At 63.5% G+C, this 18145-nt stretch carries 16 protein-coding genes and 1 tRNA gene; 5 read left to right on the forward strand and 12 right to left on the reverse strand.

Features of this window, described 5'->3' with window-relative positions:
* Positions 1-22: 22 nt before the first annotated feature.
* Positions 23-98: transfer RNA gene (locus ACVNHC_RS08775), tRNA-Ile, on the reverse strand.
* 207 nt (positions 99-305) lie between these two features.
* On the opposite strand from ACVNHC_RS08775, the gene ACVNHC_RS08780 reads away from it, so the two are divergent.
* On the forward strand, positions 306-1097 hold the full coding sequence (locus ACVNHC_RS08780) for an SIMPL domain-containing protein (RefSeq protein ID WP_457167014.1): 792 nt from the start codon (positions 306-308) through the stop codon (positions 1095-1097).
* Between the two features lie 100 nt (positions 1098-1197).
* Here the strand turns inward: ACVNHC_RS08780 and ACVNHC_RS08785 are convergent, their stop codons facing one another.
* The 5 genes from ACVNHC_RS08785 to ACVNHC_RS08805 all read right to left on the reverse strand — a co-directional run bounded on the left by ACVNHC_RS08785 (position 1198) and on the right by ACVNHC_RS08805 (position 5090).
* Positions 1198-1785 (reverse strand): GNAT family N-acetyltransferase, encoded by a 588-nt coding sequence (locus tag ACVNHC_RS08785; RefSeq protein WP_050474933.1) that lies wholly within the window; start codon positions 1783-1785, stop codon positions 1198-1200.
* 177 nt (positions 1786-1962) lie between these two features.
* Positions 1963-3063 (reverse strand): NAD(P)/FAD-dependent oxidoreductase, encoded by a 1101-nt coding sequence (locus tag ACVNHC_RS08790; protein ID WP_457167015.1) that lies wholly within the window; start codon positions 3061-3063, stop codon positions 1963-1965.
* 63 nt (positions 3064-3126) lie between these two features.
* Positions 3127-3543, reverse strand: a complete 417-nt coding sequence (locus tag ACVNHC_RS08795) for a ketosteroid isomerase-related protein (protein ID WP_050474932.1) — start codon at positions 3541-3543, stop codon at positions 3127-3129.
* A 131-nt stretch (positions 3544-3674) separates the two neighbouring features.
* The gene (locus tag ACVNHC_RS08800) at positions 3675-4064 is read right to left on the reverse strand and encodes a DoxX family protein (protein ID WP_050474894.1); all 390 of its coding nucleotides are present in this window, start codon (positions 4062-4064) and stop codon (positions 3675-3677) included.
* 123 nt (positions 4065-4187) lie between these two features.
* Positions 4188-5090, reverse strand: a complete 903-nt coding sequence (locus ACVNHC_RS08805; protein WP_457167016.1) for a LysR family transcriptional regulator ArgP — start codon at positions 5088-5090, stop codon at positions 4188-4190.
* Between the two features lie 83 nt (positions 5091-5173).
* Here ACVNHC_RS08805 and ACVNHC_RS08810 point away from each other — a divergent pair, with 83 nt between their 5' ends.
* The gene (locus ACVNHC_RS08810; RefSeq protein WP_457167367.1) at positions 5174-5788 is read left to right on the forward strand and encodes a LysE/ArgO family amino acid transporter; all 615 of its coding nucleotides are present in this window, start codon (positions 5174-5176) and stop codon (positions 5786-5788) included.
* Positions 5789-5817: 29 nt separating this feature from the next.
* Here the strand turns inward: ACVNHC_RS08810 and ACVNHC_RS08815 are convergent, their stop codons facing one another.
* On the reverse strand, positions 5818-7176 hold the full coding sequence (locus tag ACVNHC_RS08815; RefSeq protein ID WP_457167017.1) for a DUF930 domain-containing protein: 1359 nt from the start codon (positions 7174-7176) through the stop codon (positions 5818-5820).
* Positions 7177-7923: 747 nt separating this feature from the next.
* On the opposite strand from ACVNHC_RS08815, the gene ACVNHC_RS08820 reads away from it, so the two are divergent.
* Entirely contained in the window at positions 7924-8163 is a 240-nt protein-coding gene (locus ACVNHC_RS08820) for a DUF2798 domain-containing protein (protein WP_197717513.1), read from the forward strand.
* Between the two features lie 62 nt (positions 8164-8225).
* On the opposite strand, the gene rpoD is transcribed toward ACVNHC_RS08820, so the two are convergent.
* From rpoD to ACVNHC_RS08835, 3 genes are all read right to left on the reverse strand, one after another.
* A complete protein-coding gene (gene rpoD / locus ACVNHC_RS08825) occupies positions 8226-10235 on the reverse strand; it encodes an RNA polymerase sigma factor RpoD (protein WP_058900719.1) in 2010 nt (669 codons plus the stop codon).
* Positions 10236-10703: 468 nt separating this feature from the next.
* A complete protein-coding gene (dnaG, locus tag ACVNHC_RS08830; protein ID WP_457167018.1) occupies positions 10704-12731 on the reverse strand; it encodes a DNA primase in 2028 nt (675 codons plus the stop codon).
* 197 nt (positions 12732-12928) lie between these two features.
* Complete coding sequence (locus tag ACVNHC_RS08835; protein WP_050474889.1) at positions 12929-13396, reverse strand: GatB/YqeY domain-containing protein; 468 nt, start codon at positions 13394-13396, stop codon at positions 12929-12931.
* Positions 13397-13649: 253 nt separating this feature from the next.
* Here ACVNHC_RS08835 and carA point away from each other — a divergent pair, with 253 nt between their 5' ends.
* The gene (gene carA, locus ACVNHC_RS08840; RefSeq protein ID WP_457167019.1) at positions 13650-14843 is read left to right on the forward strand and encodes a glutamine-hydrolyzing carbamoyl-phosphate synthase small subunit; all 1194 of its coding nucleotides are present in this window, start codon (positions 13650-13652) and stop codon (positions 14841-14843) included.
* A 177-nt stretch (positions 14844-15020) separates the two neighbouring features.
* Here the strand turns inward: carA and ACVNHC_RS08845 are convergent, their stop codons facing one another.
* Together ACVNHC_RS08845 and ACVNHC_RS08850 are read right to left on the reverse strand one after the other, a co-directional pair.
* Complete coding sequence (locus ACVNHC_RS08845) at positions 15021-15464, reverse strand: MerR family transcriptional regulator (RefSeq protein WP_050474887.1); 444 nt, start codon at positions 15462-15464, stop codon at positions 15021-15023.
* 819 nt (positions 15465-16283) lie between these two features.
* Complete coding sequence (locus tag ACVNHC_RS08850) at positions 16284-17330, reverse strand: helix-turn-helix domain-containing protein (RefSeq protein WP_457167020.1); 1047 nt, start codon at positions 17328-17330, stop codon at positions 16284-16286.
* Between the two features lie 416 nt (positions 17331-17746).
* Here ACVNHC_RS08850 and ACVNHC_RS08855 point away from each other — a divergent pair, with 416 nt between their 5' ends.
* Positions 17747-18037, forward strand: a complete 291-nt coding sequence (locus ACVNHC_RS08855; protein ID WP_082675989.1) for a helix-turn-helix domain-containing protein — start codon at positions 17747-17749, stop codon at positions 18035-18037.
* Positions 18038-18145: the final 108 nt, after the last annotated feature.

The raw sequence follows: 18145 nt of genomic DNA on the forward strand, positions 1-18145 counted from the left end.
AACTAATTGATTTTAAAAGAAATGGTGGGCCCGGAGGGACTCGAACCCCCAACCAATCCGTTATGAGCGGACGGCTCTAACCATTGAGCTACAGGCCCTTGCCCTTAGTCGGGCTGGAGTGTGGTATACCAGCGCGGGCGCGGGCTGCAAGTGTCTTGCGAGCGGAATATACGCATGTTTCCGCCGGAAATACCCGGCCGCAGTGCTCCGGCAAGTGCACAGCCCCGTAACGGCATGCCTTGTGCCTGCCTTATTTCCGGGCAAATGTCGGCTTGCCTTTTGGTTCTCAAGGGATTTTTTCATCCATGACCTTGCATTCGCGCCCCCTCCGCTCCGCGCTGTCCCGCCAGCTCGCCTTCTCCCGTGCTGCCGCGCTGGCGCTTGTCCTGCCGCTGGGCCTTGCAGCCGTCAGCACCACGCTCACTCCGGCCTTTGCCCAGGAAGCTGCAGTGAAGAACGAGCGTTTCATCACCGTGCAGGGCAGCGGTTCCGTCAGCGCCGTGCCGGACAAGGCCACCCTTTCGGGCGGTGTGACCACCGATGCCGAAACGGCGGCCGATGCGCTGGCCAGCAACTCCAAAGCACTCAACGCGGTGCTGACAGCGCTGAAGGATGCGGGCGTCGAGGCCAAGGACATCCAGACCAGCAACTTCTCGGTCCAGCCCCGCTATGGCGACTACACCAAGTCCGGCCCCTCCGGCCTGCCGAAGATCGAGGGCTATCAGGTGTCCAACACGGTCAGCGTGCGGGTGAATGACCTGGAACGCCTCGGGCCGCTGCTCGACACCATGGTCACCTCCGGCGCCAACACCATCAATGGCATCAATTTCGAGGTCACCGGCGCCAATGAAAAGCGCGATGCGGCCCGTGAAGCGGCCGTGACGGATGCCCGCCGCAAGGCCGAGCTCTTTGCCAAGGCCTCCGGTGCCAAGCTGGGCCGGGTGATGTCCATGTCCGAAGGCGGCGACGGCGGTGTGCGCCCGATGTACCGCATGGCCACCATGGCGATGGAAGCGGCCCCGGCTCCGGCGCCTGTCATGGCGGGCGAGGAAACGCTCTATGCGAGCGTCACCATCGTTTACGAACTGGTGGACTGAAAGACACTGAGGCTCCGGTCACGGCCGGAGCCTCAAATTGTTGGAACAGTAGCCCCTCCCGGCCGACCGGCCCGTCGTCTTCAGGCGGAGCAGACCCCTCTCACAGATACCGCAGCCACACCTGCATCGGCTTTTCGGTTTCTTCCGTGTCGCCCATGTCCTTCCAGGGGAAATAGACGGTGGCGCCTTCCAGCGGCTTGTAGCCGCGCTTGGTCCAGAAGCCGTCGAGTGGGCGGTAGTCCGCCGGCCGTGCCGGATGATCTGCCGGGCGCACCACGGTGCAGAAACTCGCCTTGGCAAAGCCGAGCTTGCGGGCATGGGCCTCGCGCTCGTCGAAGAAGCGGTGGCCGATGCCCTGGCCACGGTACTGCGGCAAGAGGACGGATTCGGCCAGATAGAAGATTTCCTTGAGGTTCAGCCCCCGGTCCTCGAAAGGCTGGCGGAACTGGATCACCTCCTGCGCCAGCGGTTCGCCCGTCGCCGCGCCGATGATGCGGTCTCCGTCGAAGGCGGCGACAATCAGGGCACCGGGCGTGCCGGCATAGCGGCTGATGTAACTGCGTTCATAGTCCATGGACCCGTCGTAGAGGTAGGGCCAGTCGCGGAACACTTCGATGCGAAGCCGCGCCAGATCGTCCAATGCGTCCTGAAGTTCTCCTCCAGTCAGGCTCTTCACGGTGACCGGCATATTCTCTCCCATATGATTTATGTCTGTTCTTGTGGCCACACGATGCGGGCGCGGACGGCAAAATCAAGCCCCCGCCCGCATGAAATCTGCTTTGCAGAGCTGCCATGCGGCCGGTGCAGGGCTTTCCTCACCTTGAACCCCGCCCGGCCCAGATAAGCCCGGTCCGGACAAGCAGCTTCAGTCGCGCGCTTCCAGCCAGATGCGCGCCGTATCCACATCCCCCGCAATCAGCCCATCGGCGATCTTCTGCCCCACGACGGCGCCGAACTTGTAGCCATGGCCGGAGCAGGCCGAAACGATGACGGCCCGCCCCTCCTCCCGGGCATAGAAGTGGTTGTCCGCCGTAAAAGTATAGGCACAGGTCACCACATCCGTGACCCTGTAGTCCCCGATACGGCCGAAGGGCGGGGAGAAGTGATTGCGCAGCCGCTCGCCCTCGCCCGGCACGATGCCCCGATTCTGGTCCGCATCCGCGTTCTTCACTTTGTGGATACCCGCGCCAAACTTCAGCCCCGTACCCGGCACCGGCGGCAGCACATAGCCATCCACCTTGCCGCCCACATCGAGAATAACCGGCGCAGCCTCCCATGATGCCTTCAGATCCGCAGGCGGCTCCAGATAGACCACCGCCGTACGGTAGGGCGTGAGATCGGAGCCCAGTTCCGGCGCCAGCTTCAGCACCCAGGCCCCGGCACTGATCACCACCCGGTCACCCGTCAGGTCTTCGCCGCTTTCCAGCGTGACGCGGCCCGCGGCCCGGTCAACGGCCACCACCTTCGTGTTTTCCAGCAGCCTTGCGCCCTTTGCCAGCAGGAAGGCGCGCATGTCTGCGGCAATCTTCTGGCACAGCAGAACGCCGCCTTCCGGATGCACGGCCACGAAGCGCAGCCCCTCGGGCGACAGGAAAGGATAGCGGGCGCAAGCCTCGGCAGGGCTCATCTGGTCAAGGCTGTAGCCGGCCTCCACCATGCCGCGCCAGTAGTCTTCACCCTCATCGCCCTCTTCCTGCGAGATGACCATGAAGCCGGTGTCCACGAGATGGCGGGCGCCGAAGTCGTCCCACATCTCGTCCCAGGCGGCATAGGCATCGCTGATGCGGCGCTGATAGCCGCCCTGCCCGCCATAGGCGCGGCGGATGATGCGGTGCTGATCGCCGGAGGCGGAGAGCGGATTGGGGATGGGCCCCAGCTCGATCAGCGTCACCTCCACTCCGCGCTTGACCAGCGCCCAGGCGGTGGAAAGACCGGTGACACCGGCGCCAACGATGATGACATGCATGGTCCCGCTCTCCTGCGGGCCCCTGCCCGCACGTCTGTGTGTGGGATGAGGCTCCGGCGCGGATCAGGCGCCGACCTGGGCGATCCAGTCTTCCAGATTGTAATAGGTGGTGATGCGGGCGATCTTGCCGCCCTTCACATCGAAGAAGGTGCCGGCCGGCAGGCGGTAGGTCTGACCGGCAGCTTCCGGCAGGCCCTCATCGGTGCTGAGATAGGTGCCGTTGACAATGAACTCGGCCGCGGCACGCGTGCCGTCCTCGCTGGCGAAGATGACGATGTCCGTCAGCTCTTCCCGGTAGCAGCGGGTCATGTGGGCGTTGAACTCGGCGAAGAGCTTCTTGCCCGTGCGGCGGGAGCCCTGATTGACGTCATGGGCCACATCCTCGCTCACCATATCCAGCATGGCGTCCGTCTCCCCCCGGTTGAAGGCGGCATAATAGGCGTTGATCAGAGCTTCGGTCTGGAGGCGGGCAGAGGTCATGGCAAAACTCACGAGGACAGGATTCGACTGACGCATCTGAGCGCATCAGCCGGAGTTGCGCAAGATGGGGGCAAACGCAAACGCCGCAGCGCGGGGCTGCGGCGTTGCAGAATGTTGTTTGCGTGAAAGGCTCAGCGCGCGCCGCGCATGGCGTCGATGCTCCAGCGCCCACCGCCTGCTGCTGCCAGATAGAGGAAGACGAAGCAGTAGAGCGCGGCGAGTTCACCGCCATTGACGATCGGATAGAAGCCCTTGGGATGATGCACGAGGAAATAGGCCACCGCCATGGTGCCGGAGGCAAGGAAGGCAACCGGGCGGGTGAAGAGGCCAAGCACCAGCAAGGCGCCGCCCACCAGCTCGATCACGCCGGCCATGCCCGGCAGGGTGGTGACGGACACACCGCTCATCTGCGTGGCCGGAATGCTGAGAAACTTGGTGGTGCCGTGCTGCAGAAACAGCAGGCCGGACATGATGCGCAAGGCGCTCAGAAGGTCAGGCGAAAAGCTGGTGAGAAAACGCATGGGTGCCTCGCATGTATCTGATGAACGGCTACCGGCCATTCTTCTGGAATCACGCATAACCGTTTCATATTCGGCATGCAATTTCATTCCTGAATAGCACTCTGTTCATGTTTTGGAGAGGCTTCATTTGACAGGGGTAAGAAGCTGATCTGCCGCAGCGGCACGCACGGCTTGCGTCAGGCGCTGCAAGCCCGGCGCGGCAGAGCGGCTGATGTGCCAGTAGAGCGGCACGGTGAGCGGCGTGCCGGGCACCAGTTCCTCAAGGCGCCCGTCCATGAGATGCGCCCTGACCAGCGGCTCCGGATTCATGCCCCAGCCAATGCCAGCCGCCGCCGCATCGACAAAGGCATGGGTGGAGGCGATGTAGTGGGCGGGCAGCACCACATCCTGATCGAAGCTCTGGCGCACCCATGCGGCCTGCAGCCCGTCTTTCAGATTGTAGATCATGGCAGGGGCGCGGGCGAGGCTCTCAACGTCCACACCTCCGGCGAACCAGCGCCGCATGAAGGCCGGGCTTGCGGTTGCCCGGTAGGCCAGCGCGCCCAGCGGCACCACATCGCAGCCCTGCACCGGTGCCGGATCGGCGCTGACGGCGGCCCGCACCTCGCCCCGGCGCAGCCAGCCGGCGCTGTGGTCCTGATCATCGATCTGCAGATCGAACAGCAGATCCCCGGCGCCCTGCATGGCCGCCACGAACCATGTGGCGAGGCTGTCGGCGTTGATGGCCACCCGCACGCCCGGCATGGAGCCACCGCCCGCATCCGGCAGGCTGCTGCCGATGTCCTGCCACAGGTCCTGCTCCAGCAGCGCCACGTCCTCTGCATGGCGGGCAAGGCGCTGACCGGCGGGCGTCGGCAGGCAGGGCTGGCCGCGCACCACCAGCACCGTGCCCAGCCGCTCTTCCAGCGCACGGATGCGCTGCGACACGGCGGAAGGCGTCAGATTGAGCTGCCGCGCCGCCTTTTCAAAACTGCCGAGCCGCAGCACGGCGGCCAGCGCCTGCAGATGGCTTGCCTCAAGGCGCATTAGAAGACCTTCATCAGGATCAGAAACTTTAAATTTTCTAATCCTGCGCAAACCGCTAGTCAAACAGCAGCACACGCCCTCGCATCCCGGAGCCTCCCTTGTTCACTGCTGCCCTTGCCGGTTTCTTTCTCTGCCTCGGCCTCATCGTCGCCATTGGCGCGCAGAATGCCTTCATCCTGCGGCAGGGGCTGAGGGGGGAGCACGTGTTCTGGGTGTGCCTCACCTGCGCCATCTGCGATGCCTTTCTGATCACGCTGGGCGTCACCAGCCTCAAGGCCATCTCCGCCGTGCTGCCGGGCATCGAGCCGGTGCTGCGGTATGGCGGGGCCGCGTTTTTGCTGGCCTATGGGCTGCGGTCCATGCGCTCGGCCTGGCGCGGCGGCAATGCGCTGGATGCAGGCACCGGGCAAGGCGCCTCGTTGAAGGCGACGCTTGCCACGCTGCTCGCCATCACCTTCCTCAACCCGCATGTCTATCTGGACACGGTGATCCTGATCGGCTCCATCGCCACCAACTACCCCGGCCATGAAATGGCCTTTGCGGCAGGGGCAAGCCTTGGCTCCATCGTGTTCTTCTTTACGCTGGGCTATGGCGCAAGGCTGCTGCGGCCGCTCTTTGCCAAGCCCGCCTCCTGGCAGGTGCTGGACGGGCTGATCGCCATGGTGATGACCGGGCTGGCGGTGAAGCTGGTGGTGTAACCCGCGCGCCCCGCCTCAGTTTCCCCGCCTCAATTGACCGGCAGGCGGCGCTTGGCCCAGTCGGCGCGCGGAACAGGCCCGCCCACTTCAAAGGCGAAGCTGACGACCCGCGTGATGCCGGCGTCGAGCTCGCAGCGCAGGGCAAGATTGTACCACTGCCCGCGCTCGCGGAAGGCCGTCTGCGGCGTCTGCAGCACAGTGCCGGAGGCCAGCCGGAACGAGGGCAGCAGTTCGGGAACGCGCGGCGGATTGGAAAACAGCAGCTGGGCGCGCAGTTCGGTCATGCACAGCACATCCGCCCGCTCCTCCCGCGGCATGCCGCGCATGGCCGTCTGGGCCCGGACGCCGCCATTGCTGCGCGTCGAAAAAAGCTGGCGCGCCATGTTGAGGGGCACACCGCCCGCGACCACCTGCCCGGCGCCCCTGCCTGCCCCAACGGGCGGCTTGGGCTGGGGCGCGGCAAGCGCCACGATCGGGCCAACGGTGCCGAAATCCTCCGGCGCCGCTTCTGCCTCACCCGGCGCAGGGGAAGCCAGTTCCCCATCGGCGGCCACCGGCGCCTCCACGGCAGGGCCTGGTTCCAGCCCCGCCTCATCTGCTGCGGCTTCCGCCAGCGCGGCAAGCTCTGCCAGCGCATCAGCTTCCGCCGCCTGTGTCTCTGCTTCCGGCGCCGCCTCTGCCTCTTCCGTGGCCTCTTCGGTCCTCTGGTTTTCAGCCTCAGGCCCGGACTCTGGCCCAGACTCTGGCCCAGACTCTGGCCCATCCTGCGGCTCAGCCTCGCCCTGCTTCTCCGGCTCGGTTTCGGGTGCCTCGGCGGCAGAGCCATCCAGCGACACTTCGGGGCCGGTATCCTCCTCGCCAAACTCCGTCACCGGCTGCAAGACCGGATAGGGCTGCGGCACCACGGGCAAAGGCGCCTCGGCCACCTGCGGCTGTGCGGGCTCCGGTTCGGGCTGCGCCTGCTCCGCTTCAGGGGCAGGCTCAGGGGCCTCTTCAGCGGCCTCTTCCGGCGCAGGCTCCGGCACGGCTTCAGGCTCGGGCTCAACCGCTTCCGGCTCAGGGGCCGGCTCAGGCTCCGGTGCGGCCTCCGGTTCGGGCGCAGCCTCGGGTTCGGGTTCTGGCGTTGCTTCCGGCTCGGGCTGCACCTCCTCCTGCGGCGGGGGCACAAGCGCCACCTCCACCACCTCGGGCTCAGGCGTCATGTCCGGAAACGGCTCGCTGACATTGGTGAAAAGCACCAGCGCCAGCAGCCCGTGCAGGGCAAGCGACAGCATCAGCGCCAGCGCCGGACCATCCCGGTCCTCACGCCCGCCCGCCCTGCGCTCCGTGCCCCTGCCGGCCCTGATCTTCTCTGCCGTCAGCTTGTCTGCCCTGACCTCGTGCTCCATGCCCCCTTCCTACCCGCTCCCGCAGGCAAAAGGGAGGCATGGCGTGATGGGATGGATCATCTTTTTGGGAAGATGTGTCTGGCGGCAACTCGCAAGGTCACCCCACTCTCCGCGCCGTCCCGGCCCCCCATATCCGGATCTGGACCGGGATCTGTTATGGGCGCAGGGCGTTTAGCCTCTTCTGCCAACCGAACTTCCAGAGCGCCGCAAGACGTCCAGAGCACCAAGGCCGCAAATCCCTTACAGGTCCCGGCACGAGGCCGGGACGGCGCAGTGGAGATGTTTGCGTGCCGCAACTGCCACGGCAAATGCAGCAGCTCCTCCACCTCACCATCGTCATCCCGGCCTTGAGCCGGGACCGGTGAGCCACGGCCTGCCGGCTCAAAGGCCCAAGCGCAAATCATGTGCCACGGTTTGTTTTTCTCACAAGCAAGCAACACCCACCCCGGGCTCACCGGTCCCGGCTCGCGCTACGCTTGGCCGGGATGACGATGGTGAGGTGAGGTGTGGTGCGGGAGGGGAGAGGTGCGGGAGGGGAGCAGAGAGCAGATGGAGAGACGCCGGGCGGCGGGGGCTTGCGCAGTGCGGCTTGGCGTCCTATCAAGAGCTGCCGTCATTGCGGCCGTAAGCGTTTACGTGAGGCAACGCATCCAGACCTGAAGCCGTCCGCAAGGGCGCTCCCGCACAAGGTTCGTGATGCAATTGTGTATCTGCCCTCACGGCGGCTTTCTCCACAAGGAAGTACCAATGCAGCTTACGCGCTTTCCGGCCCGCTATGCGGGCATCCTCATGCCGTTTGTCCTGTCGATCCTCATGACCATGGTTGTATCGGCTGTCGCAACGGCGAAGAACCTCGGTTTCGGGCCTGAGTTCCTGGCGAACTGGCCTTCCGCATGGGCCATGTCCTGGGTCATCGCCTTCCCGGTTCTGCTCATTGCCCTGCCGCTCACACGCCGCCTCGTCCGCCTTCTGGTCGAACCGGCATAAACAGCAAAAGGCCGGAGCGTCGCCGCTCCGGCCTTTTGTGATTGCGTTGAACCGCCGCGTCCTCAGCTGTCGAGGAAGGAGCGGAGCTTGCGGCTGCGGCTCGGGTGCTTGAGCTTGCGCAGCGCCTTGGCTTCGATCTGGCGGATACGCTCGCGCGTCACCGAGAACTGCTGACCCACCTCTTCCAGAGTGTGGTCGGTGTTCATGCCGATGCCGAAGCGCATGCGCAGCACGCGCTCTTCACGCGGGGTGAGCGAGGCGAGCACGCGGGTGGTGGTTTCGCGCAGGTTCGACTGGATGGCCGCATCGATGGGCAGAACCGCGTTCTTGTCCTCGATGAAGTCGCCGAGGTGGGAATCCTCCTCGTCGCCGATCGGGGTTTCCAGCGAGATCGGCTCCTTGGCGATCTTCAGGACCTTGCGGACCTTTTCCAGCGGCATCTGCAGCTTTTCGGCCAGCTCCTCCGGGGTCGGCTCGCGGCCGATCTCGTGCAGCATCTGGCGCGAGGTGCGCACGATCTTGTTGATCGTCTCGATCATGTGCACCGGAATGCGGATGGTGCGGGCCTGGTCGGCGATCGAACGGGTGATCGCCTGCCGGATCCACCATGTGGCATAGGTGGAGAACTTGTAGCCGCGCCGGTACTCGAACTTGTCCACCGCCTTCATCAGGCCGATGTTGCCTTCCTGGATGAGGTCGAGGAACTGCAGGCCGCGGTTGGTGTATTTCTTGGCGATGGAGATCACGAGGCGCAGGTTGGCCTCCACCATCTCCTTCTTGGCGATGCGTGCTTCACGCTCGCCCTTCTGCACCATGGACACGATCTTGCGGAACTCGGTGATTTCGAGGCCCGTTTCCGTTGCCAGCGTCTGGATATCCTGACGCAGCTCGCGGATCATGTCCTTTTCCTTGGCGACGAAGTTCTTCCAGCCGCGCGTGGCAAGGTTGGCCACCTTGCGCAGCCAGTTCGGGTCCAGCTCCGCGCCCTGATACTGCTTGAGGAAGTCCGTGCGGTCGACGCCATGGCTGTCGGCAAGGCGCAGCAGGCGGCCTTCATAGCCCATCAGGCGCTTGTTGATGTCATAGAGCTGCTCGACCAGCGCATCGATGCGGTTCTGGTTGAGCGACAGGCTCTTCACATCGGCGACCAGCTCTTCCTGGATCTTCTTGTAGCGGCGCTCCTGGCTCGGCGACAGGGTCTTGTTGGAGAGCTTGTTCTCCACCAGCTGATCCTGCAGGCGGCGCAGCTTCTTGTAGCTGTCGGCGATGCTGTCGAAGGTTTCCAGAACCTTCGGCTTCAGCTCGGCCTCCATGGCGGACAGGGAGACATTGGACTCGAATTCGTCCTCTTCCTCCTCGCCTTCCTCGGGCAGGCCCTCGGGCGCGCCGTCCTCACGCGGGGCGCTGCCGGCAGCCGGGCTGCGCGGCTCGCCGTCCACATCCTCTTCCTCTTCGCCCTCGCCCGCCACCGGGCCGCCACGGGCATCCGGGCCGGCATAGGTCGCTTCAAGGTCGATGATGTCGCGCAGCAGAACCTTGCCTTCGTTCAGTTCGTCGCGCCAGATGATGATGGCCTGGAAGGTCAGCGGGCTTTCGCAAAGCCCGGCGATCATGGCCTCGCGGCCGGCCTCGATGCGCTTGGCGATGGCGATTTCGCCCTCGCGGGACAGAAGCTCCACGGAGCCCATCTCGCGCAGATACATGCGCACGGGGTCGTCGGTGCGGTCGGTCGGCTCGCGGCCGGAGCTGGCCTTGGCAAGCGCCGTCGGGCTGGCTACGGCGATTTCGCCGCCCTCTTCCGCGTCGTCGGTCTGGGCTTCTTCCACCTCGTCGCTGTCGATCACGTTGATGCCCATGTCCGAAAGCATGGCCATCGTGTCTTCGATCTGCTCGGAAGACACGTGCTCGGAGGGCATCACCTCATTCAGCTCGTCATAGGTCACATAACCGCGCTTCTTGGCGGCCTTGATCATTCGCTTGACGGCAGCATCAGAAAGATCGAGCAGCGGGCCATCCTGACCTTCTGCTGCCGCTTCCTGGGTTTCTTCCGTCTGCGTCGCTTTCGCTACCATATTCTGCTCCAGAACCGCCGCATGTCTGCGGCGCCGTGCCCGGCTGTTCGCCCACATCCGAACCATCAGACTGCCTTCCGGCGCGCGGGGAACGCGCAGCTCTCGAAGACCTTGCGATGATTCGGCTTTTAAATCGGTGTCCCTTAAGTCCTACTTAACCGTACCGGAAAGCCCTGCAGCCGCAGGGTGGAAACCGGACAAGTGACGCCACACCGCCCCGGCAAAGCCAGACCGGCAGACAATTCCTCAGGATATGCAGCGCGACTGAATGTTCCGCTCGTGGCTCTTGCCATCATGAACGCTGTGGGCTGCCTGAATTCCCCTATTTAGCTCGACGCCACCGATTCGCAAGTGTGATTCGCGAATCGTCAATGTGATTCGCGAAATAGCCACAGTCAGAACGCAGTCTGGGCCGTGAATGCGGTCCTTTGCCGGGTTAACAGCCCATCCCGAGGACTTGCCTCGCGGCTAATGTGGGGACGAGGCCGCCTGATTGCCATGGCCAGGCACCATGGCCGGGCCTGCATGGCGCAGTTTTTTCGCCCGTTCAGCCAGTTCCCCCTCTTCACGGGCGCATTCCTCGCGCCGGCGGGAAAGATCCTGCGTCAGGCCACGGATGCGGTTCCAGGCCAGTTCGTCAAAGGCGTGTTCGGCCGCCGCCAGTTCCTGCTTCAGTTCCTGCTCCAGCGCCATCAGCTCGATCTGGTCGAGGAAATGCAGGAAAGCCGCCTCGATGAAGTCCTCCGGCGGCGTCGCCTTCAGCAAGGGGAAGCGCTGGTAGAGGCCGGAGAAGTCACCGTGCTTCTGCGCGCCCGCCTCGTCCGCCGTCATCACCTCATGCAGGATCTTGTAAAAGCTGTCATCAACCCCTTCGGCCAGCTGCGCGGCCGTCAGGCTGTTGAAGTCCCGCGCCACACGGCAAAGCGCATTGCGGAAGCCCGCATGCAGCGGATCGGCAAAGGGAAGGCTGGCGACGCGCTCGATGTGCTTGTCCAGCAGATCGGGGAATTTCACACACATGCCGCAGACCAGCCGCTCGGTGCCGAACAGCGGCCCCTGCGGCGCGGTGATGGCCTCACCGCCCGGCCCGCGCGTCAGAAGCTGCAAGGCAACTGCCGCATCGCCCGGCCGCCCGCGCCCGCGCTCTCCGCCCTGCCCCCAACTCTGTCTCTGGCCCTGCCCCTGCGCAGCGCTGCGCTGGCGGCGCGAATGCTCGTAGAAGAGGTTGGACAGGCGCAGACGGAAATCCAGCTGATAGCGCTTGCGCACCCGCTCGTCGGCAATGGTGCCGATCAGGTCCTCGAAGCGCTTTTCCAGCGCGGCCTTGCGCTCGGGCGTGTCCAGATTGGCGGCGCTGATCTCCCGGTCCCATACGGCCTCGAACAAGGGCTGCGCCTTGGCGGCCTCCTCATGGAACCCGGCGATCCCGCGTGCCTTGATCAGGTCGTCCGGGTCCTGCCCGTCCGGCAGGAAGCAGAACTGGAAGGAATGGCCGCTGCGCAGCACCGGCAGGATGCGGTCAATCGCCCGGTGCGCCGCAGAAATACCCGCCGCATCGCCGTCGAAACACACGACAGGCTCCGCCGCCAGCTTCCACAGCCGCAGCACCTGATCTTCGGTGAAAGCCGTGCCAAGCGTCGCCACCACATGGCGCAGGCCCGCCTGCCACAAGGCGATGGCATCGAGATAACCTTCCACGACAAAGGCCTGCCCGCTCTTGAACGCAGGCTCGCGTGCCCGGTGGGCGTTGAACAGCATGACGCCCTTGTGGAAGAGCGGCGTTTCCGGCGAGTTGAGGTATTTCGGCTGGCCATCGGGGTCGAGCGTGCGCCCGCCGAAGGCGACGACCCGGCCGCGCTCGTCGTGAATGGGGATCATCAGCCGCCCGCGGAACCGGTCATAAGAGGGGCGGCCATCATCCGGCTTGATCACCAGACCGGCCTCTACCATCACCGGCTCCTCGACGCCCTTCTCCGTCAGAAAGCGTTTCAGGCTGTCGCGTGTGTCGGGCGCAAAGCCGAAGCGGAACTCGTTCAGGGTCTCGGCACTCAGCTGGCGGCGCTGCACATAGGCGCGGGCCGTCTGGCCGCGCGGGCCGCCGAATTCCATCTGGAAGAATTGCGCCGCCATCTCGCAGACCTCGGCAAGGCCGGCCTTCTTGCGCTCCTGCCGGGCAATCTTCGGGTCCGCCACGGGAAGGGCAACGCCGGCCTGCTCCGCCAGCCGCTCCACCGCTTCGGGAAAGCTCAGGCCCTCAGTGTCCGTCAGGAAACGGAAATGATCGCCGGATGCACCGCAGCCGAAGCACTTGTAGCGCCCGCGCCGGTCATCCACGTGAAAGCTCGGGGATTTTTCCTGATGGAAGGGGCAGCAGGCCCAAAAGTCCCCCCGCCCCGGCTGCGTCTTGCGCCGGTCCCAGCTCACGCGCCGGCCCACGATGTCCGAAAGGCTCAGCCGTGCCTTGATCTCGTCCAGTAGCCGGTTGTCGAAACGCATGAAACCTGTCCGGAAGCCGGGAATGGCCCGCAGGGCCGGAGGCATCCGGCCATGGCGGCAAGTGGATTACATTAGCCTTGAGTACCCCTTTGAGGGAAGCAGTGACTTAAGGCGCGGGGGCGCCGCCTGCAAGGGCCTCCCCGCAGACCGGGCCGGGCGGGCCGTCTTTACCAGACCGGAACCCGGCCCTGCGCCCCTCAGCTGTCCCCGGGCCGGGTGCGCAGCAGGTCCTTCACCAGGCAGGAGGCCTGCACGAAGTCCATCTGGCCCGGATAGCGCTCCTTGAGGGAGTTCATGCAGCGGCCGATGTCACGCAGGCCCTGCGCCTCGATATCGGCGATGGTCTCGGCACAGATGCGGCGCATTTCATCCTCGCCCATCTGCCGGGGCAGAAACTCGCGGATGATCTGGCTTTCTTCCTCTTCCTGAACCGCCAGTTCCACCTGTCCGGCCTCTTCATAGGCCTGACGGGATTCCTCGCGCTGCGCCAGCATGCGCTTCAGGAACTGATGCACCTCTTCGTCGGTGATTCCATCGCGGCCGCAGTCACGCGCCGCCGCTTCCCGGTCCTTGATGGCAGTCAGGATGAGGCGCAGGGTGGCAGCGCGGCGTTTGTCGCCGGCCTCAAGCGCATCCTTCAAGGACGCACTGATGTCATCGCGCATGTCTTGCCCCTAATAACCACGAATATGACCGCTGAAAGACGCCCTCTTACCCGGCCATTTGCCCACATGCAATGTACCAAGCGAACAAGCCCTTGATTCAAGGCCTTTTTATTCCCGAACACCAATATTGACCTACCGGGACGCTTCCCCTACATTCCCGCGCTTGAAGCACGGGGCTAGCGCCTGGCTCGGGTTCGGCATATCCGGGCGTTCGGTGCCCATGATGTCATCAACAACACCGAGATTGCAAGACATGACGACCGCGACTGCAGACGCGTGGGCCATACCGCCTGCCACCGCACTTCTGGTGCTGTCCGATGGCACCGTGATCGAGGGCCAGGGCCTTGGGGCCGAAGGTGAGGCCGTTGCAGAAGTCTGCTTCAACACCGCCATCACCGGCTACCAGGAAATCCTGACCGACCCCTCCTACGCCGGCCAGATCGTGACCTTCACTTTCCCGCATGTGGGCAACGTGGGCGCGAACGAGGACGACATCGAGACGCTGAACATGGCGTCCGCCTCCGGCGTGCGCGGCACGGTGCTGAAAGCCGACGTCACCTCCCCCTCCAACTATCGCGCCGCCCGCCGCTTTGACGAGTGGCTGAAGGCACGCGGCATCATCGGCATCAGCGGCATCGACACCCGCGCCCTGACCGCCCGCATCCGCGACCTTGGCGTGCCGAACGCGGTCATCGCCTATCATCCGGATGGCAAGTTCGACATCGACGCGCTGAAAGCCAAGGCCGCCGCCTGGCCGGGCCTCGAAGGCATGGACCTTGCCAGGGACGTGACCAGCGGCCAGAGCCAGAGCTGGACGCAGACCCCCTGGGTCTGGGATGAAGGCTACGGCGAGCAGCAGGACAAGGAATTCAACGTCGTCGCCATCGACTACGGCGTGAAGCGCAACATCCTGCGCCTGCTGGCCGATGCCGGCTGCAAGGTGACCGTCGTCCCGGCCGAAACTCCGGCAGACGAAATCCTTGCCATGAACCCGGACGGGGTGTTCCTGTCCAACGGCCCCGGCGATCCGGCGGCCACCGGCACCTATTCCGTCGCCACCATTCAGGCGCTGGTGGACAAGGGTCTGCCGGTCTTCGGCATCTGCCTTGGCCACCAGATGCTGGCGCTGGCGCTCGGCGGCAAGACCGTGAAGATGCATCAGGGCCATCATGGCGCGAACCATCCGGTCTTCGACCACACCACGGGCAAGGTGGAAATCACCTCCATGAACCATGGCTTTGCCGTGGACAAGGAAAGCCTGCCGGAAAACGTTGAAGAGACGCATGTCTCGCTGTTCGACGGCACCAACTGCGGCATCCGCCTCAAGGGCAAGCCCGTGTTCTCGGTGCAGTATCATCCGGAAGCCTCACCCGGCCCGCGTGACAGCCACTACCTGTTCCAGCGCTTCACCGAGGTGATGCGCGAGGCAAGGCAGGCAAGCGCCTGACAGGCCCACGCAGCAGATCAAAACGCCCCGGCAAGCAGCGCTTCCGGGGCGTTTTTTTGGATCCTGAGCCCTGCCAGCGGCCGCAGCCCTTTCCCAAAAAGAAACAGAGCCCGGCCTGCCGCCCGGGCTCTGTTATCTTTCAATTCCGGTATCTTGCAATTCCGGAAGGTCTGCAGCTCAGGACACGGCGATCAGCCGGTCGAGGGACTGCATCACATGATCCACTTCCGCCACCTGCTCCTGCAGCAGCGCGTGCTGCTCACGCAGCATGTCCTGCTGGCTGGCGCAGATGCCGCGCAGTTCTTCCAGCTGGCTGCGGCGGGGTGTGCTGCTTTCAACAAGCTTCAGCACGCGGCGAATCTCGGTCAGGGTCAGGCCGATCTTCTTGGCCTGCAGAATGACCCGCATCCGGCCGACGTCACGGGCGGAATAGAAGCGGCGCGCGCCTTTACGCACCGGATTGATGAGGCCCTTTTCCTCGTAGAAACGCAGGGTCCGGAGCGTCACGCCGAAATTCTCCGACATCTCGGAGATCGCGAGGAGTTTCGGCTCGCTGCCATCATCCACGACCGGACCTGCGATGTCCGGAATGACGACCATATTGGGTGCTAAGCTGTTCATCGTTTTCTAGCCTGGTGGTTGAACAGGGCGTGACAAATGAATGCGCCAGCGCAGATCCCGGCCTCCTCCCACCTTGGAAACCCGGATCTTTGGGGACACCTTCCGCATTTCGCGTCATGAAGAGAACTCCTTTGTAAGGGAGGCTCCAAACACAACGCTCATTTACGTCACGGGCACTAATATGCCACCCATTTCACGTATACTCCTTCTCATAAGGCGCCAATTTTCGATCACTCAGCACTTAAGTTGCCCTAAATGCACAGAAATTCTTCCAGAAAACAAAAAAGATTTTAGAGAAACAACTGAACATCCATCAAAAAACAGAAGAAAACCGATAAATAAATTCATTTGAAAAACACCATTTACATATTATCGATATATAAGAATACAAACAAACCACAAAAACAGCACAAGCAACGACGCCCGGCAAAGCCCACAGCCAGGCCGAACGCCCCTGCAATAAATATCTAATTCTTAAGACTGTGAAATCGATATCAATTGCACGAAGAAATCTGCACTTAACAACATTGTGCAGCGCAAACACGCAAAGCTTGCGAGGTTGAAAAATCCGGAAAGTTGATTCTCCACGTCACGCAGAAATTGGAGAGTTCCGCCACATGGTCAGCCGGGGCCTTACTTTCCTGAGCTTGAATATTCAACAAGGGGACAAACTGCGCGTGTAGCTGCCTCTGAGGCACACACGTCTGCGCCGGGTCTCCTCCCCTGCACGGTTTGGCGAGCGGCAACGCGATTCTTTCAATCCTGACGGGCAGCGCTGCAACTCACCCGGCACCTGCAGGCACGGCAGCATTGGGCCTGTCAGCGGCGGGCCTCAGTCCTGCGCCATTCGCTCGGTGTCATCCCGAACCAGCGCTTGGCTGCGCGGGTGAAGTTCCCCACCGCCGAGAACCCGAGGCGGAACGAAACCTCGGAGATTGGCAGTCCCGTTGTGCGCAGCAGATCGGCCGCGATGCCGCGGCGGACATCATCATGCAATTCGTGGAAGGTCACCCCCTGCTCGCTCAGCCGGCGCTGCAGCACCCGGCCACTGACACCGACGGCACGGGCAACACTCTCGAGAGACAGGTCCTTCTCCCCCACACGCCGGTCGATTTCCTCACTGACCAGCGCGGTGATCCCCGACAGCCGCCCGCGATCCGCGAGCCGCCGCATTGCCAGTTCCACCAGGGCCTCGAAAAGAACCGGATACGCTCCCGGCAGCGGCTTGTCCGCCAGCTCAGCCGGCAGGCTGATCGCTGAATGGTTCTGATCAAACAGCACATTTGGCCCAAAACACTGCCGGTGCAGCCGCGTATCCTCAGGCTTGCCCCGTTCCAGCCGCACTGCGACATTCTTGAAACAATCGGGCCCCGCAGCCAGCGACAGGAACATGCAGGCCAGGACGGCAATACAGTCATTGAGCTGGTCCCGCAGCACCACCCGCGGAACATGGCGCCAGATCACCTCAAGCCGTCCGGAAACCTGCCGGACCTCGCAGGCCTCCAGATCAACAATTGAGGCATGCGCTTCACCAAGCACCTCGAAGAGGCGGCGCAATGTCGGGGCATAGGGCAAGGCGAGCACGAGCGCATGGGTGGGAACCACCGGTTCCATGACGGACGAGCGTAGCCCGATCAACGGATCATCCAGCAACTTCCCCGCCTGTTGCAGCAGGCAGGCAACGTCATTCATCGGAAGATAACGGTCGTAACGCCCATTTGCGGGCGGCAGCATGACACCGGCCTTGCGCGCCACCTCTTCAATCGCAAGGCCATTGCGTTCCAGGTACCGCGCAAGCGGCTCAATGATCTGCCCGGCAACTTCTGCCACTCCGGATGAAGAGCCCAACTTTCCCTCGCGCAGCATGTCTATACATTCCAGAAGTGTAACACGGGACAGAATCCTGAAATCTCAACAAGAATCTGTTCCAGAAGGGCCTCTGTATAATCACCAATGCCCCCCGGCGAGAACCTCGAAAACAAGATATCACGCCGGGTTCCATATTAACGTTATCAATTCGAAAGGAAATTAATCACGATTTTCCTAAATTGTATTTTACCTGCCGGTAACCATCCCGATACAGGCAGGATGCAATCAAAAACGTATGAAGGCGGCAGAAAGATCGCAGAAAGTGCATAGCCGCCAGAAAAGCAGCCCCCGCCAGCCCACCCCGCGGCAGGAGCCGCAGAAATTTGCCGGACAGACGCGGCTGAGCACTTCCAGAGGCGCAACAAGTGCGCTATCCGCCAGTCAGATAATCAGCATCAATCAGGATAACAGCGATGAGCGGCAAGAAGACGGCAGGCATGACACCGGAGCAGTTCCGCGACTGGCGGCGCGCCCTCGGCCTCAAACAGAAGGACGCCGCCGAGCGGCTGGGCCTGAAGAAGCGGATGATCCAGTATTATGAGAAGGGGAACCGCGACGGACGGCCTGTCGAAATCCCCAAATACGTCCGCCTCGCCTGCTATGCCCTGCAGGCGGGAATCGGCGATTTTGATGGCCAGAACACCCGCTCCGCGCCACCGCTTCCCGTACCGGAAGAAGACGGAAACGCAAAAGCGCTCGATTGACGGCGATCCGGGGTTTCATCCTTCGCCTTTATTGCCTATAAGGCGCGCTCAGCCACCAGTGTCATTCCTCAAGGACGAGCCCAGGCGCACGCGCGACAGAGCGCGGCG

The organism is Pannonibacter sp. Q-1, assembly GCF_054073275.1.

Bases quoted from the DNA above. Each gene is read 5' to 3' on its own strand.
- ACVNHC_RS08805 (WP_457167016.1), bottom strand. From the start codon at position 5,090: ATGCGCCTTGAGGCAAGCCATCTGCAGGCGCTGGCCGCCGTGCTGCGG.
- ACVNHC_RS08790 (WP_457167015.1), bottom strand. From the start codon at position 3,063: ATGCATGTCATCATCGTTGGCGCCGGTGTCACCGGTCTTTCCACCGCC.
- ACVNHC_RS08855 (WP_082675989.1), top strand. From the start codon at position 17,747: ATGAGCGGCAAGAAGACGGCAGGCATGACACCGGAGCAGTTCCGCGAC.
- carA (WP_457167019.1), top strand. From the start codon at position 13,650: ATGACGACCGCGACTGCAGACGCGTGGGCCATACCGCCTGCCACCGCA.
- ACVNHC_RS08820 (WP_197717513.1), top strand. From the start codon at position 7,924: ATGCAGCTTACGCGCTTTCCGGCCCGCTATGCGGGCATCCTCATGCCG.
- ACVNHC_RS08785 (WP_050474933.1), bottom strand. From the start codon at position 1,785: ATGCCGGTCACCGTGAAGAGCCTGACTGGAGGAGAACTTCAGGACGCA.
- dnaG (WP_457167018.1), bottom strand. From the start codon at position 12,731: ATGCGTTTCGACAACCGGCTACTGGACGAGATCAAGGCACGGCTGAGC.
- ACVNHC_RS08815 (WP_457167017.1), bottom strand. From the start codon at position 7,176: ATGGAGCACGAGGTCAGGGCAGACAAGCTGACGGCAGAGAAGATCAGG.
- rpoD (WP_058900719.1), bottom strand. From the start codon at position 10,235: ATGGTAGCGAAAGCGACGCAGACGGAAGAAACCCAGGAAGCGGCAGCA.
- ACVNHC_RS08795 (WP_050474932.1), bottom strand. From the start codon at position 3,543: ATGACCTCTGCCCGCCTCCAGACCGAAGCTCTGATCAACGCCTATTAT.
- ACVNHC_RS08780 (WP_457167014.1), top strand. From the start codon at position 306: ATGACCTTGCATTCGCGCCCCCTCCGCTCCGCGCTGTCCCGCCAGCTC.
- ACVNHC_RS08835 (WP_050474889.1), bottom strand. From the start codon at position 13,396: ATGCGCGATGACATCAGTGCGTCCTTGAAGGATGCGCTTGAGGCCGGC.
- ACVNHC_RS08845 (WP_050474887.1), bottom strand. From the start codon at position 15,464: ATGAACAGCTTAGCACCCAATATGGTCGTCATTCCGGACATCGCAGGT.
- ACVNHC_RS08800 (WP_050474894.1), bottom strand. From the start codon at position 4,064: ATGCGTTTTCTCACCAGCTTTTCGCCTGACCTTCTGAGCGCCTTGCGC.
- ACVNHC_RS08850 (WP_457167020.1), bottom strand. From the start codon at position 17,330: ATGCTGCGCGAGGGAAAGTTGGGCTCTTCATCCGGAGTGGCAGAAGTT.